This is a genomic window from Flavobacterium sp. DG1-102-2, assembly GCF_033042555.1.
GTDB lineage: Bacteria > Bacteroidota > Bacteroidia > Flavobacteriales > Flavobacteriaceae > Flavobacterium.
This window is the reverse complement of the sequence record NZ_JAWLIK010000009.1, coordinates 98,772-113,215: the sequence shown is the minus strand read 5'-3', so window position 1 is coordinate 113,215 and position 14,444 is coordinate 98,772. Positions and strand designations below refer to the sequence as shown.

At 42.6% G+C, this 14,444-nt stretch carries 17 protein-coding genes; 10 read left to right on the top strand and 7 right to left on the bottom strand.

The window, feature by feature from the left end:
- Nucleotides 1-62: 62 nt before the first annotated feature.
- Nucleotides 63-734, bottom strand: a complete 672-nt coding sequence (locus R1T16_RS13585) for a hypothetical protein (protein ID WP_317501657.1) — start codon at nt 732-734, stop codon at nt 63-65.
- 204 nt (nt 735-938) lie between these two features.
- Between R1T16_RS13585 and R1T16_RS13580 the strand changes: the two genes are divergently transcribed.
- The 3 genes from R1T16_RS13580 to R1T16_RS13570 are packed head-to-tail and all read left to right on the top strand — an operon-like array spanning nt 939 to nt 3,796.
- Nucleotides 939-2,024, top strand: a complete 1,086-nt coding sequence (locus tag R1T16_RS13580; protein ID WP_317501656.1) for a sensor histidine kinase — start codon at nt 939-941, stop codon at nt 2,022-2,024.
- A complete protein-coding gene (locus tag R1T16_RS13575) occupies nt 2,021-2,740 on the top strand; it encodes a LytTR family DNA-binding domain-containing protein (protein ID WP_317501655.1) in 720 nt (239 codons plus the stop codon). Before R1T16_RS13580 ends, R1T16_RS13575 begins: the two co-directional genes overlap by 4 nt.
- 60 nt (nt 2,741-2,800) lie before the next feature.
- Complete coding sequence (locus R1T16_RS13570) at nt 2,801-3,796, top strand: hypothetical protein (protein ID WP_317501654.1); 996 nt, start codon at nt 2,801-2,803, stop codon at nt 3,794-3,796.
- Here the strand turns inward: R1T16_RS13570 and R1T16_RS13565 are convergent, their stop codons facing one another.
- Nucleotides 3,797-4,897, bottom strand: a complete 1,101-nt coding sequence (locus R1T16_RS13565) for a DNA alkylation repair protein (RefSeq protein WP_317501653.1) — start codon at nt 4,895-4,897, stop codon at nt 3,797-3,799. It lies immediately after the preceding gene.
- A 104-nt stretch (nt 4,898-5,001) separates the two neighbouring features.
- Nucleotides 5,002-5,319 carry an HPF/RaiA family ribosome-associated protein gene (locus R1T16_RS13560; RefSeq protein WP_317501652.1) on the bottom strand — a complete coding sequence of 106 codons (318 nt, stop codon included), beginning with the start codon at nt 5,317-5,319 and terminating at the stop codon, nt 5,002-5,004.
- 161 nt (nt 5,320-5,480) lie between these two features.
- On the opposite strand from R1T16_RS13560, the gene R1T16_RS13555 reads away from it, so the two are divergent.
- From R1T16_RS13555 to R1T16_RS13525, 7 genes are all read left to right on the top strand, one after another.
- Nucleotides 5,481-6,092, top strand: coding sequence for a TetR/AcrR family transcriptional regulator (locus R1T16_RS13555; RefSeq protein WP_317501651.1), 612 nt, complete (start codon nt 5,481-5,483; stop codon nt 6,090-6,092).
- Nucleotides 6,093-6,214: 122 nt separating this feature from the next.
- Nucleotides 6,215-6,652 carry a PaaI family thioesterase gene (locus tag R1T16_RS13550; protein WP_317501650.1) on the top strand — a complete coding sequence of 146 codons (438 nt, stop codon included), beginning with the start codon at nt 6,215-6,217 and terminating at the stop codon, nt 6,650-6,652.
- A gap of 3 nt (nt 6,653-6,655) precedes the next feature.
- Entirely contained in the window at nt 6,656-7,900 is a 1,245-nt protein-coding gene (gene fabF / locus R1T16_RS13545; RefSeq protein WP_317501649.1) for a beta-ketoacyl-ACP synthase II, read from the top strand.
- A gap of 75 nt (nt 7,901-7,975) precedes the next feature.
- Nucleotides 7,976-8,716 carry an SDR family oxidoreductase gene (locus R1T16_RS13540; RefSeq protein ID WP_317501648.1) on the top strand — a complete coding sequence of 247 codons (741 nt, stop codon included), beginning with the start codon at nt 7,976-7,978 and terminating at the stop codon, nt 8,714-8,716.
- Between the two features lie 160 nt (nt 8,717-8,876).
- The gene (locus R1T16_RS13535; protein WP_317501647.1) at nt 8,877-9,605 is read left to right on the top strand and encodes a porin family protein; all 729 of its coding nucleotides are present in this window, start codon (nt 8,877-8,879) and stop codon (nt 9,603-9,605) included.
- A gap of 4 nt (nt 9,606-9,609) precedes the next feature.
- Nucleotides 9,610-10,173: a Crp/Fnr family transcriptional regulator gene (locus R1T16_RS13530; protein ID WP_317501720.1), complete on the top strand. Its 564-nt coding sequence runs from the start codon at nt 9,610-9,612 to the stop codon at nt 10,171-10,173.
- Nucleotides 10,174-10,347: 174 nt separating this feature from the next.
- Complete coding sequence (locus R1T16_RS13525; protein ID WP_317501719.1) at nt 10,348-10,737, top strand: RidA family protein; 390 nt, start codon at nt 10,348-10,350, stop codon at nt 10,735-10,737.
- 133 nt (nt 10,738-10,870) lie between these two features.
- Here the strand turns inward: R1T16_RS13525 and R1T16_RS13520 are convergent, their stop codons facing one another.
- From R1T16_RS13520 to rpoN, 4 genes are all read right to left on the bottom strand, one after another.
- Entirely contained in the window at nt 10,871-11,383 is a 513-nt protein-coding gene (locus R1T16_RS13520; protein ID WP_317501646.1) for a hypothetical protein, read from the bottom strand.
- 379 nt (nt 11,384-11,762) lie between these two features.
- Nucleotides 11,763-12,164 carry a hypothetical protein gene (locus R1T16_RS13515; protein ID WP_317501645.1) on the bottom strand — a complete coding sequence of 134 codons (402 nt, stop codon included), beginning with the start codon at nt 12,162-12,164 and terminating at the stop codon, nt 11,763-11,765.
- A 12-nt stretch (nt 12,165-12,176) separates the two neighbouring features.
- Nucleotides 12,177-12,788 carry a hypothetical protein gene (locus tag R1T16_RS13510; RefSeq protein WP_317501644.1) on the bottom strand — a complete coding sequence of 204 codons (612 nt, stop codon included), beginning with the start codon at nt 12,786-12,788 and terminating at the stop codon, nt 12,177-12,179.
- A gap of 6 nt (nt 12,789-12,794) precedes the next feature.
- On the bottom strand, nt 12,795-14,261 hold the full coding sequence (gene rpoN / locus R1T16_RS13505) for an RNA polymerase factor sigma-54 (protein ID WP_317501643.1): 1,467 nt from the start codon (nt 14,259-14,261) through the stop codon (nt 12,795-12,797).
- Nucleotides 14,262-14,444: the final 183 nt, after the last annotated feature.

The following is a 14,444-nucleotide window of genomic DNA, read 5'->3' as shown; positions in this document are numbered from 1 at the left end:
TGTTGAGAGAATTTGTATAAAAAGAAAGACCCCTCGTGCAGCGATGCAGAGGGGTTTTTTGATTATCGGGCAACAGGCAGTTCGATAATTTCGCCTTTATAAAAGTCAAACAGGAAAAGTTTTTGGTATCCTGTTTTAAATGGCAGCCTAAAGATGGTATCGTCAAGGTAAAAGGCGTCGCACTGGCTTACAAGCCTGTCCAGCACGAGCACCATCCATTTGCCTGATGAGCGTGTGTATTTCTTTTGTTTCAGCAGGGCCGAGATGTGTTCCCTGCCGCAATCCTTTACTTTAAGGTTGGTATGTATGCCGGCAGATGATGCTGCAACTTTAGTGATCTGCTTAACGTGTTTGTACAGCACCAGCTTACCCTGAATGGCATCCAGCATCTCGCGGTGCAGGTTGGTAAGGCTCTGGGGAGTAAGGTTGTTTTGCTGTTCGTTAAGAAGTATGTAGTAGTCGGCCATAAGGTTAAGCGCAGGGGCTATCTCACCGCATACGTTCTCAAACGTATCGCTTTTAGGAGCTTCTTTAAGACAGATGTCCATAAAATCTACCTTAAAGGCGTCCTCATGGCCAGCAGCCATCTGTCCGTCTTTTGTTATTTCGGCATCGGAGTTATAAATAGAAGCAAACTTCCATAAATTAATAAGGTCTTCTATCCTTTTATCTTTACGGTAAGCGGCATCGTTCTCTATTTCGGTAATCCATTGTTCTATAGTCCCTGCGTCCATAACATAAATATTTTACTCAAATTTAAATGCGATATGGACTGCCATGCTTAATTTTATACCAAACCGAAGGTATTTTATACCAAACCTGTTTTTGCACATAAAGCACAAAACAGGAAAAGTGTTTTGTATAATATAAATGCCGTTTGGTATAAATAAGTTTTTAACGCGAAGGTTTTTAACGTACTTCGCACTGATTATAATACTATGCAGAAAGTAAAAGCGATATATTGTACAGAAAATGGTTTTGTAGATTTTCTTGTAGAGCCTAAATACAGGGTATACCGCCATTTTACGATATGGTTGTACCTTATACTTACGCTTTTGGACGGGGGAGAAGCAGGAGAGTATAACGGAAATTATTACCTGTACATACGCATAATGTGGATGGCCTATTTTCTTGCCATGGTATATTTTAATATGTATGTTTTGGTGCCCTACCAGCTTTTTAAGGGGAAATATTTTACGTACATAGTAACGCTTACCGGGCTTATAGTCGTTACGTTCTCTGTAATGAGGCAGATCAATATTATGTATTTTGACCCTCACAGGATCTTACCAAAGCAGATAAAATTGAGCTTTTGGAGGGAGATACTGGCTGCAGCCAATATTCTTACCCTTACGGTATTCTCATCTACAGCGATAAAGCTGTTTCAGCAATGGAAGGTAGATACGACCAGGATGGCAGAGCTGGAAAAAGCAACGTTGCAGATGGAGTTAAAGGAGCTAAAGAACCAGATCAATCCGCATTTTTTGTTCAATATGCTCAATAATGTTAATGTGCTGGTTACAAAAGATCCTGTAAAGGCATCGCTTATTATCGTGAAGCTGTCAGACTTTTTGCGTTACCAGCTCTATGAGAACAATGCGGCATCGGTGCAATTATCGTCTGAAATACAGTTTCTGACCGATTTTATGGAGCTTGAAAAAATAAGGCGTGACGATTTTACGTTTGAGCTTACGGTAAATAACAGTGAATATGATAAGGATAGTTTTAAATCGATTAGCCTGCCGCCGAGTTTGTTTATCTGTTTTATAGAGAATGCCATAAAGTACAGCATAGACCTTGATAATCCATCGTATGTAAAGGCCGGGTTTACAATAGTTGACGATAAACTGCATTTTACCTGTATCAATTCTAAAGCGGCAGAGCCATTGGTACTTTCAGAGAGCGGAGGCCTGGGCCTTGCCAACGTGAAGCGAAGGCTGGAGCTGCTGTACGGAAAAGATTTTACACTGGATATACGCAACGATGAACACGAATATGAAGTTAACCTGATACTGCCACTATGAACTGTATAATTGTAGACGACGAACCGCTTGCGCGCGAAGGCATGCTGCTCCAGCTTCAGGATGTGGCGGGTATTACTATTACCGGCAGCTTTAACGGGGTAAAAAAAGCCCGCGAGTTTATGCAGGACAATAAGGTAGACCTCATCTTTCTTGACATCCAGATGCCGGGCGTAACGGGTTTGGAGTTTGCATCTACCATACCAAAGGAAACACTGGTAATCTTTACAACAGCCTACTCTCAATATGCACTGCAGAGCTATGAGGTAGAGGCTATAGACTATATTGTAAAGCCCGTTAATAAGGAGCGGCTGTACAAGGCGGTGCAAAAAGCCATTGGCTACCATGAGCTGTTAAGCGGACAAAATGCCTCTATGGAAAGCATGGACGCCGAGTTTATGCTTATTAAATCAGAAAGGCGTTATCATAAGATACTGTTTAAGGATATATTGTATATAGAGGGATTAAAGGATTATGCGGTTATTTATATAGAAGATAACAAGGTAATTACCGCCATGAACCTTAAGACCATCCATAGCCATTTAAATCCTGCACTGTTTGCAAGGGTTAGCAAGTCGTACCTTGTAAACATAAACCACATAGATTCTTTTGATAACCACACCATATATATAAAAAATTCAGAGATACCTATTGGCGATGTGTTTCGCAAAGATTTTCTGGAGCTTTACCTGGGCAAAAACCTGTCAGACAAACTGTAGAAGTTCAATCATCAATCAAATCGGCCTCCGTTAAGTGCGGGGGCATTAATCCAACCAATCATGAAAAAAACGCTGTTTTTAGTTTCATCGGCATTGCTATGCCTTAATGCAGCCGCACAGGATACCGAAACCAATAAGCAAAAGGCACAGTCGGCCATCGCCGATAAGTTTCCGTTTGCGAGGGTATTTGACGTGAAATATGTGCAGTACCTGCCACAGGATTTTGACAGCAGATTGCTGGGCGATGACTTTATAAGCGGACGTATTAAAAACAAGTCAAAGCTAAATATCGCTGCAAACATTCCGGTTATCATGAAGCCAAAATGGAATATTACCGCATCGGCATCATATAAATATGAGCATGCCGAACTGGAGCAGGTAAAAGATTTTAGCGGGGCACCGCAGACCTATTATAACGGCAGCAACGATTTTCATTACCTTTCGGCAGCCGTAAGCTTTACGGGCTTTACAACATTGTTTAAAAAAATGTTTATCTATAATGCCAGCTTTATTGCCGATGGTACAGAGAAAGATGCACAGCGTATAAAAGGTTTTGTAGGCGGAACATTTGTGCTAAAAGCCAACGCAAAGACCAAGATAACAGCAGGCCTTATTGTTTTGATAGACCCTGCCTCGCCGGTGCCGGCAGCACCTGTGTTTACGCTGGAGCATAAATTTAATAACGGTTGGATTGCTGATATCATACTGCCGCAAAGATTGTTCTTAAAACACAATGTGTTTGAAAACGGTAGGATATCTATTGGTACAGAACTTATTGCAGATGGTTTTTACCTGAACTCTTCTGCGCCGGGCTTTGCAAAGGTGTATGATTACCGACAGCTGGAGCTGAGGTCGGGCGTAACGTATGAACACTGGTTTGGCGACGGGCTTATAGGTACTGCAAAGGTGGGACTTGCCAATGTTTTCAACTCAAGGATTACCGAGAGGGGAGAGTCTACAAACGATTATATCTTCTCTACCAACCAGGACGGTACGGGCTATTTTAGCGTTGGGTTCTCTTATGATCCTTTTACAAACAGAAAGAAGAAATCGTAATTAAGTGATAAGCTCAAAGGCTGCGATCTCTTTTTCTTCGCCATTAATGATAAGGGATACTTTGTGTTCGCCTAAATGGAATACCCTCGTAGTAATAGCCCTGAACGATTGTTTTCTCAATATTGCTGCTTTCTCGCCCGGCTGATAGGTCTTTTCGCTTATCTTAAATACTTTTTTTGCCAGGTGGCCTTTGGCTTTCATATAATACAATCCATATTCAAGGCGAACGGTTTGCGGCTTGTCATCCTTATTTTCTATAGTAAAGGTAAACTCTACGCTATCGCCCAGTTTTACGACGGGAGTAAGCACCTCAAAACCGGCGTGGGCAATATGCGTAGCATCAAGTCCGTACAGTTTAAGTATTTCGGGATGGCCTTGTTTTAAAAGGGTACGGCTGCCGTGCTTTACAATGGCATCTGTTGCCGCGCTGGTGCCTTTCCATTTTTTGGCAATCGCCAAAACAACATCAGGATGGTCTTTGGCAATGTCGTTAATATTGTTGGCAACGCTTCTTCGCACAAAGTCAGACGGGTCATTTTTAAGGTTCTCCAGAATAGGCAAAACCGCCGATGGGTCTTTCTTCAGGCTGGGTATCGCCATAGCCCATGGTAGTCTTGGCCTTGCGCCCTCACTTGCAAAACGGCGCACTTTATAATTGTCGTGCAGCGACCATGCAAGCATCTGCTTCAGCATTTTGTCCTCATATTTTATCAGGAACGGACGTACGGCAAACTCACAGCTGACGTATTGGGTAACAAACTCCAATGCTCTTACGGCGTCGTCGTAGTGATTGATACCGTATACCTCAATATAATCGGGAAGGAACATGCTTGCCAATCCGTCTTCGCCAAAGTTGGCTTTACGTGCATTTTCTATTATAACCTCCAGGGCATCTGCCGCCTTGCCAAAATCCTTTGGCATAAAATGGTGTAGTACTATCGCAGTATGGCGCATCCTTGCCTTTAATTCTTTATCCTCAAAACCGTCAGAATTGATCAGGCTAATGAATTTATCCTTGTCAAAACCGGGCAGCGATTTAATCAATACGGCACATAATCGATCGTAAAATGACGGGGAGTATAAGTTTTTAAGGGCGCTCATGAGTGATGGTTTATTGTTGCAAACATACTGCAATTAACGCAAATTAAAACCCCTCCGCTTAGATAAGGGAGGGGTTTGGGTATATAAGGATATCAAATATTCTCTTAGTGGCTTTTTTGCAGTTTGCCATATGCGTGGTCTAATGCATTTTTCATTTTATCGGCAGCGCCCTTAATGGCTTTCTCCACCGTGTCGGCATGGTTGGTTACGGCAACAGCTTTTAGTCCCTGTGCATGTGCTTCTATAGTGCAGCGTTTGTCGTCAGGTCCCGGTTTGTCGCCGTTCTCATCTGCCAGGTGTACATTGATGCCTGTAATCTTATCATCAAATCGTTTAAGCGTTTCGTTTATTACGGTTGTAAAATAATTTTCAATTCTCTCGTGGCCTGCATCGGCGCAATCTATACTAAACTGGATCTGCATATTCGTCATTTTTATGATTATTGGTTTAGTAAATTTAGCGAATTTTTGCCGCAACCCGAAAAAATTTAGGTTAAGATTGGCATTTATCGCTCTATGGCATCATAGAAAAAATAAATGGGTTAATGTTTGGTAGAATATACCGATTGGTATAATTTTGTAGTGTGAAAAATGATAATGCAATGATGACTAAGGCCGAAAAAACAAAACAGTATATAATAGAAAGGACAGCGCCTATATTTAACCGTAAGGGTTTTGCAGGCACGTCCATGAATGATATTATAGAGGCTACAGGCCTTACCAAAGGGAGCATTTATGGCAACTTTGACAGTAAGGATGATGTAGCGCTGGCTGCTTTTGATTATAATTTTGGTGCAGTATCTTCTATGATAAGGATAAGAATGGCGGCAAAACCGCATAGCGTAGATAAGCTTAAAGTATACCTAACGGTATTTTCTGACTTTGTAAACCTGCCTTTGATGCACGGCGGATGCCCCGTACTTAACACAGCAATAGAAAGTGATGACACACATGGGCAGCTTAGGGCTAAGGCGGTGGGCGCCATAGAAAACTGGTACAAAAATATTGAAGACGTTATTAAACATGGTGTAGATATGGGCCAGATAAAGCAGGGTACGAATGCAAAAGATTTTGCAGGTGCTTTTATTGCCCTTATAGAGGGCGGCATGATGCTGGCAAAAGTAACCGGTAAAATGCACGGGCTTAAAGCTGCCGTTAAGCAGGGAGAAAAAATGATAGGCGATATAACGGCCTAAAATTTTTTACCCTAAAATATACCGATCGGTATATTTTAGGGCAGAATGTTTGATTTTTTTCGTGTAGATAAGTAATTATAAATAAAAATATACCGATTGGTATAAAAATAAAATTAAGATATATGTTTTCAGAAGCAGCACAATTCCTTAAAGACCGCGTGGGCAAAGAAGTAACTGATTCGCCATCGCCATTTATGAGCTGGCTTAAACCGGTAATGGTAGAGGTGACAGAGGGCAGCCTTACATTTCAGTACACTGTACGGCATGAAATGACAAACCCGTTTGGTACGCTGCATGGCGGCATCATTTCGGCAATTATAGACGATGCCATAGGAGCAACGCTCATATCGTATAGTGAACCTTTCTTTTATGTGTCAATAAACCTGGTGGTAGATTTTCTCGCGTCTGCACGGGAAGGCGATGTTATACTGGCACAGACCTCAATTACAAAAAAAGGCAACCAGGTGGTAAATGCACAGTGCGAGGTATGGAATGCCGACCGGTCTAAATGTATTGCAAAAGGGTACACCAACCTGCTTAAAACAGAAATAAAGAAATAAGGTATGAAAAGAGTAGCAGTAACAGGCCTTGGCGCCATAACGCCGCTGGGTAATTCGGTAGCTGAATTTTGGGAGAACATACTTGCCGGGAAAAGCGGTGCCGGACCCATAACAAAATTTGATACATCTAAATTCAAGACGCACTTTGCCCACGAGGTGAAAGGTTTTGATATTGGCAGCTATGTAGACAGGAAAGAGGCCCGTAAGTACGACCTGTTTACCCAGTATGCCATTGCCGCTGCCGATGAAGCAGTGAAAGACGCCAGACTCGATTTTGATACCATGCCCCAGCAGGAACGTTTTGAAGTTGGCGTAATTTGGGCTTCGGGTAATGGGGGCATTGGCACTTTTGAAGAGCAGTTAAAAGAGTTTCATTCGGGTGACGGCACGCCGCGTTTCAATCCGTTCTTTATTCCTAAAATGATTGTGGATATTGCTGCCGGGGTGCTGTCTATAAAATACGGACTGCACGGGCCTAATTATGCGACCGTGTCGGCTTGTGCCTCTTCAAACACAGCTATTATTTCGGCTTTTGATACCATCCGTTTAGGCAAAGCAACCATTATGATTGCAGGAGGCAGTGAGGCTGCCATTACACAATCGTCTATTGGAGGGTTTAACGCGTCGCAGGCATTGTCTAAACGAAATGACAGTCCGCAAACAGCATCGCGCCCTTTTGATACTGACAGGGATGGTTTTGTAGCCGGAGAGGGTGCAGGCGCACTGATACTGGAAGATTGGGATCATGCCATTGCCCGCGGCGCCAATATCTATGCCGAGATCGTAGGCGGCGGTATGGCAGCAGATGCGTATCACCTTACCGGAACACCCGCCGATGGGCTTGGCGCACGATTAGGAATGGAAAAGGCATTAGCAGATGCCAACCTTCAGCCATCCGATATAAACTATATAAATGCTCACGCTACGTCTACACCTGTGGGCGACCTTAGCGAACTCAATGCCATACATGCCGTTTTTAAAGGTCAGGATGTTGCCGTAAGCGCAACAAAATCCATGACCGGTCACCTGTTGGGGGCAGCGGGTGCCATAGAAAGCATCATTAGCGTACTGGCAGTCAGGAACGATATCGTTCCGCCTACCATCAACCTCAAAAACCCTGACCCGGCAATTCCGCAGGGGCTGCACCTGGTACTCAACACACCAGAGAAACGAACTATAAACTATGTCCTGAACAACACCTTTGGGTTTGGCGGGCATACGGCTACTTCTATATTTAAGAAAGTATAACGAGTTGCAAAGCTTCAAAGTCGCAAAGTGACAAAGCTTGCTTTTCTGAAAAAATAAAATAAATCAAATTATAAAATGAAAACAACAGCAAATACAATATTAATTACCGGCGGCAGTGCAGGTATAGGTTTAGAAATGGCACGCCAGTTTGCGGCGCTTGGCAATAAAGTGATCATTACCGGAAGGGATGAACAGCGCCTTAACAAAGCGGCTGCCGAGCTTGGCAATGTTACCGCAATACCGTTTGACGTAAGCGATGCTGCAAGCGTTGATGACCTTGTAAACCGTATTACAGCAGAATTCCCTGACCTGAATGTACTAATTAACAACGCAGGCAGCGCAGCAGTACACAATCTTGGTACAGGCAGCGGCGCTTATGAAATAGCAGCAGACGAAATAGCTACCAATTATCTTTCGGTAATACGACTGACGGAGAAATTGCTTTCGCTGCTTAGCGCCCAAAAAGAGAGTGCAATTGTTAATGTATCGTCTATCGTGGCGTTTGTACCTACCCAGCATTTACCAACGTATTCGGCGAGTAAGGCTGCGCTGCATTCGTATACCAAATCACTTCGCCTTGCGCTAAAAGATACAACTGTAAAGGTGTTTGAGCTTATGCCACCATTGGTAAACACTACATTCTCTGCCGAGATTGGCGGCGAAAAAGGCATTGCACCATCGGTACTTGTAGAAGACCTCATTGATGGTTTTGGGTTAGACAGGTTTGAGATACGTACCGGCCAGACTGAAGATATGTACCAGTTTAGCCTTGCAAGCCCCGAAGAGGCACTGCTGGCTATGAATGGTGTTTCATAATTGGCAATCCGGCTTTAGGGCCGTCTCTATATACATCTATTCTTAGAACAGTCCCGTACCCGTGCGGGACTGTTTGTTTATTCTTAAATTTTTTGCGTAAGCCTGAAACTATTGCGCAAACTTTTGCATCTTTGTAAGATAAGAATCATGCACTGTAACTATGAGGTCTACGCTATTGTTTTTACTGAGTTTACTGTCGTTTTGCGCATCGGCGCAAATCCTTGAGACCAAGGTGCGTGACAGCGTTAAGCTGGACAGCATAATACCCGTTGCCGACCCAAAATACAGGGAAGACCAAATGTATGCGTCTGTAGCTTATAACATGGTTCAGAGCAAACCGGGGCTTTATTCGCAATATTCTTTTTCTACGGCACTTACTGTAGGCTTTTTGAGGGATATGCCCATAAACAAAAAGCGAACGTATGCCATTGCGGCCGGACTTGGCTATTCGTACAATAACATAAAACATAACTTTATCGTTCAGCCCATAGAGAACGGCGTTAATAGCTACCAGCCCGTACAGGAAGGAAGTTTTGATAAGAACAAATTGGTGCTGCACTACCTTGAAGTGCCGTTAGAACTGCGCTGGAGGAACAGCGATTCCATAAGCCATAAATTTTGGAGGGTGTACCTTGGGGTTAAGGTAAGTTACCTTTTTGCCGATAAAACACTTTACAAACCCGGCGACAGTCCGCCGGTAAAGGTCAGGAATGATAAGAACCTTAACGACTTTGTGTATGGTGCCTATATCTCAGCCGGATGGAATACTTGGAACTTTTATGCCTATTACGGCTTAACGCCAATATATAACAACGCACCCATCGTAGACAGCGACCAGAAGCTTACGCTAAAATCGCTCAACTTTGGACTCATCTTTTATATCCTCTGATGCTATGGACAGCGTGCTCAGGGAACATATAGAAAAGATAGTGCCGCTTACGGATGAAGAGTTTGTCTACGTCCGCTCTCATTTTTCTACCAAAAAATATAAAAAACATCAGTTTGTAATTCAGGCCGGCGAAACTGTACACTATGCTTATTTTGTGGTTTCGGGGCTTTTAAAGCTTGTGCATACCGATGCTTCGGGCAAAGAACACATCGTTGCCTTTGCCATGGAAGACTGGTGGGAAAGCGACTTTAAAGCGTTATATAACCAGGAAAAAGCATCCATGTCGCTGATATGCCTTGAAGATACAGAGCTGTTTTGCATCGCTGTTGACGATTATAAAAAGTTGTGTGCAGGAATGCATAAAATGGAACACTTTTTCCTTGAAAAAGCTAATGGCGGACATATAGGTTCGCAGCAGCGCATACTTTCCCTTATTACCAGCAACGCAAAAGAACGCTATGAACAATTGCTGGAACGTTACCCTTCACTATTCCAACGTGTGCCAAAATCAATGCTTGCCTCTTACCTGGGTGTTTCGCGCGAAACGCTGAGCAGGCTTTCTAACTAGCGTGATAAACCTCACATGGTATCTGTGACTAATGTCATAGTCCCATACCTCTTATTCTTTGCAATTTTGTAGTGTATAAATCGCAATGCAGTTATGAAAAACGCAGTAAAAATTTTAGCACTTACACTAGTAACGATCGTGCCGGCAATGTCGCAGACTAAAAACGCAAAACAAATGGAAAAGAGAGAATTCAGTCCGTGGCAATGGCAGGACGGGCGCAGCTATGTTCAGGCTGTTGAGGTAAAGAATGTTCAGGCAACATTATATTGTGCAGGGCAGGCCGCGGTGCATGCCGACGGTACATCGAGCAATGCCGATATGAAAACGCAGCTGCTGCTGGCTATAGATAACCTGGAAAAGGTAATAAGTACGGCGGGCTATGAGGCTAAAAACATCGTAAGGTTAAATGTATACACGACATCTGAGGAAGAATTGTTTGCCAACTTTCCCATCCTTCAGGAATGGGTAGCAAAGCACGGCATTAAACAGGCAACAACGGTATTTCAGGTAAAGAGCTTGTTTGAAACGCTTACCGTAGAGCTTGAAGCTACCGTGGTAAAATAATTTTATTAAAAGAATGATTTAAAATGATAATGGACCAGCAGGTGAACCATTTTAAGTAAATTGAAAAGCCCTCATGTCTTATGATATGAGGGCTCTCCGTTAATAACCTGTATGTGTAAAAATAGAAATGATGTTAATTGCCGTTGTACGGTGCAGAGAATACACCATCTGTAATGGTAACATATTCTTCGCCGCCGGTAAGTTGCAGTACGCCTGAGAATGTTCCTTCCACGCCCCATTCATTAAGGGTGGTTACCTTCATGGTAAAGCTTGTTCCGTCACTTCCGTTGCCATGGTATGTAGTGGTGCCGGTAATGTTTCCGTTACTGTCAAGATTCTGTATGTAGTATGTGCCGTGTAATTCAGAGTCAGCCGACGTATATGTTGTGGTTGTAGCACCCTCTTCAGATACCAATTGGAAACCAAATCCTGGTGATGTAAAATCGTCTTCTTCGTGGCCGCTTATGGTCACAAAGTGAACCACTTCTTCAGACGGTTTGTCGTTGGCACTTACCATATAACTAAAGTCGCGTGCAACACCGTTTATCTTGCAGGTAAGTGTTCCTTGTTTTGCAGGGGAGGTACTTCCGCCGTCGTCATCGCTGCAGCCTGTTACCGTAACGGCAAGGAGGAATAAAGGGAGCATAAAGATTTTTTTGAAAGTGGTTGTGATAGGTGTGTTCATGCATTAATAAAAATTGTATTATAATTCTTTAAAAATACAACAAACAGCAAACCTGCAAAAATCGAGATATTTAATGATTTCTGCCAAATGACGAATTCCTGTTAATAATAATTTAATTTATTTCTTACAGTTGCGTTGTGTGGTTTTTGGAAAGGGTAGGAGGTATATGTGTTTAACTTTTAATTAACACGGTTAGTCGTGCTGCTTAATTCCCTATGGGAAAAATGAAAGAGCGCTTTTTTTTTCTACCGATATTATTTCCCTAACGGGAAATGTAGTGGTTTAAGACTGGAAGGATATCGCGTAGCGATTAAATGTTGGTAGAAATAATATGATGGGACTATGAATTTCCCGTAGGGAATTGATTATTATGTGTCAAAAAATGGAGTAATAGGACTAATATTTCCTTAATATCTATAAGCGGATATGTCACTAAAGTTTTATCGTAATGATCCTCAATAAATACATCAAAAGTCAGGTTGCTTTGTATTATGCCTGTGTAAATGTCTGTACCAAGATTTTCATACCAGGTCACTTTTTCAGATTGCAATACTTCATTATACTTTCCGGAAAGCACTAAATTGATTGTAGCTAAAAGATCTGGAATTGTAGACTTGTGCGCTGTATATCTGTTAAGTAAAATTGCGAGATCAAGATTAGAATTTGAAGCAATTACCTTAAGAAAACCATTATCCTGCTTATGAAATGATATCCCGTATTTGTTCAATATATCTATATTCATATTCTAAATAAATTAAACCGATGGCAATAGCCATATATACCAAAGCCCAATTTGCGGAATGATACCAAGCAATGCGCCCAGCGTCACTTCGCCCAATGAGTGTTTTGCCTGCATTCGCGATGAGGCTACGATGCCCGCACAAAGCACGATAAATGCGATGAGGTTTAAAAAACGAATGTGGTAGTATGCCGAAATGCTTATTACAAAGACAGTGAACGATGCCATTGCCATGGTATGCAGGCTTGCATTGTGGCCTGTTAAGACAAGGGCCAGGGCAAGTACTACACTTATCAGTACCCCTGTAAAGTAATAATACAGTTCAGGGATTACTACTATGGAAAGGCTGTATTTGATAAGCACGAGCAGGAGCAGGGCATAAACGGCGAGTGGCAGCCGGCGTTCTTTTGCATCGGGGTGGCTGGTTTTCATCCTGCCAAGCGAACGCAGCAGGTAAAATATAGACATGGGCAGCAATACGGTAAGTATTAATACCTGAATGAAAGCAAGGTAAATTTCGTGTTTATAGAAAAAGGTATTGGCCACCAGAAAATAAAACAGCGTGGCATATACCGGCACAAACAACGGATGGAAAATATAGGAAAATATGGCAAGAAATTTTTTCATGCCAGTTTAGATTTTCTTCCTCATCCTTGCAACAGGAATATCCAGCTGCTCGCGGTATTTGGCAATGGTACGCCTTGCAATAGGGTAGCCTTTGTCTTTCAGGATCTCTGCAAGTTTATCGTCAGGTAAAGGTTTACGTTTGTCTTCTTCCTTAATAACGGATTCCAGTATGTTTTTAATCTCTATAGTAGAAACATCTTCGCCCTGGTCATTTTTCATGGCTTCAGAGAAGAATTCCTTGATCAGTTTAGTGCCATAGGGCGTTTCAACATATTTACTATTGGCTACACGCGAAACGGTAGAGATGTCAAGGCCTACCATATCGGCAATGTCCTTAAGGATCATCGGTTTCAGCTTGGCTTCTTCGCCATCAAGAAAATATTCTTCCTGATAGTGCATAATCGCGTTCATGGTTACAAAAAGCGTTTCCTGGCGCTGGCGTATCGCGTCGATAAACCATTTTGCCGAATCCAGTTTTTGTTTTATGAACTGAACCGCGTCTTTCTGGGCGTTGTTCTTATCGCGGCTGTCTTTATAGGTTTGCAGCATCTCCTGATAGTCTTTAGACACATGGAGTTCAGGGGCGTTCCTTCCGTTAAGGGTAAGTTCAAGTTCGCCGTCTACAATGCGTATGGCAAAATCAGGCACTACATGCTCTACGGTTTTGTTGCTGCTTTCGTAAGATCCTCCCGGTTTAGGGTTAAGCCTTTCGATCTCATCTATGGCAGCGCGAAGCTGGTCCTGAGAAATATCAAATTTTTGAAGCAGCTTGTCGTAATGCTTTTTGGTAAAGGCATCAAACTGCTGTTCAAGTATATTTATGGCAAGATCTACCGCGCTGGTGGGTGTCCTGTGCTTTAGCTGCAATAACAGGCATTCCTGCAGGTCGCGTGCGCCAACACCGGCAGGTTCCAGTTCGTGGATAATGTGCAGAATGCGGTCGGTGGTTTTTTCGTCGGTATAGATACCCTGTGTAAAAGCCATATCATCCACAATATCCGGAATGCTTCGGCGTATGTAGCCCATATCGTCTATACTGCCGACAAGGAATTCTGCGATTTCGCGCTCATCGTCAGACAATATAAAGGTATTAAGCTGGTCGATAAGATTCTGGTGAAAGCTAACCGGGGCTGCAAAGGGCATACTGCGGTCTTCGTCGTCGTCGCTGTAGTTGTTGGATTGGGTCTTGTATCCCGGTATCTCGTCGTCGCTAAGGTATTCGTCTATGTTTATCTCGTCTGCATCAATGCGCTCGTTATCATAGTCATCATAGTCGTCAAAATCTTCGGTAGTATCGTACTCGTCTTTTTCGTATTCATCCTCTTTACCGGTCTCCAGGGCAGGGTTTTCTACCATTTCTTCCTTAAGGCGCTGCTCAAAAGCCTGCGTAGGAAGCTGTATCAGCTTCATCAGCTGGATTTGCTGCGGCGATAATTTCTGGGATAATTTTAATTGTAAGTTCTGCTTAAGCATATAAACACAGTCATTTTTACAGTATAAAGTTACAAAAATCAGGCACAATTATTGATGCTTTTTTAGATAAAATTATAAAACTGCGTTTTAGAGGATTATTAAAACCACTTATTTTATTGAATATGCTGTTGTTAGGGATTGCTTATCATAATTTGTAACAAGCAAAAAGCCTCACATTACTGC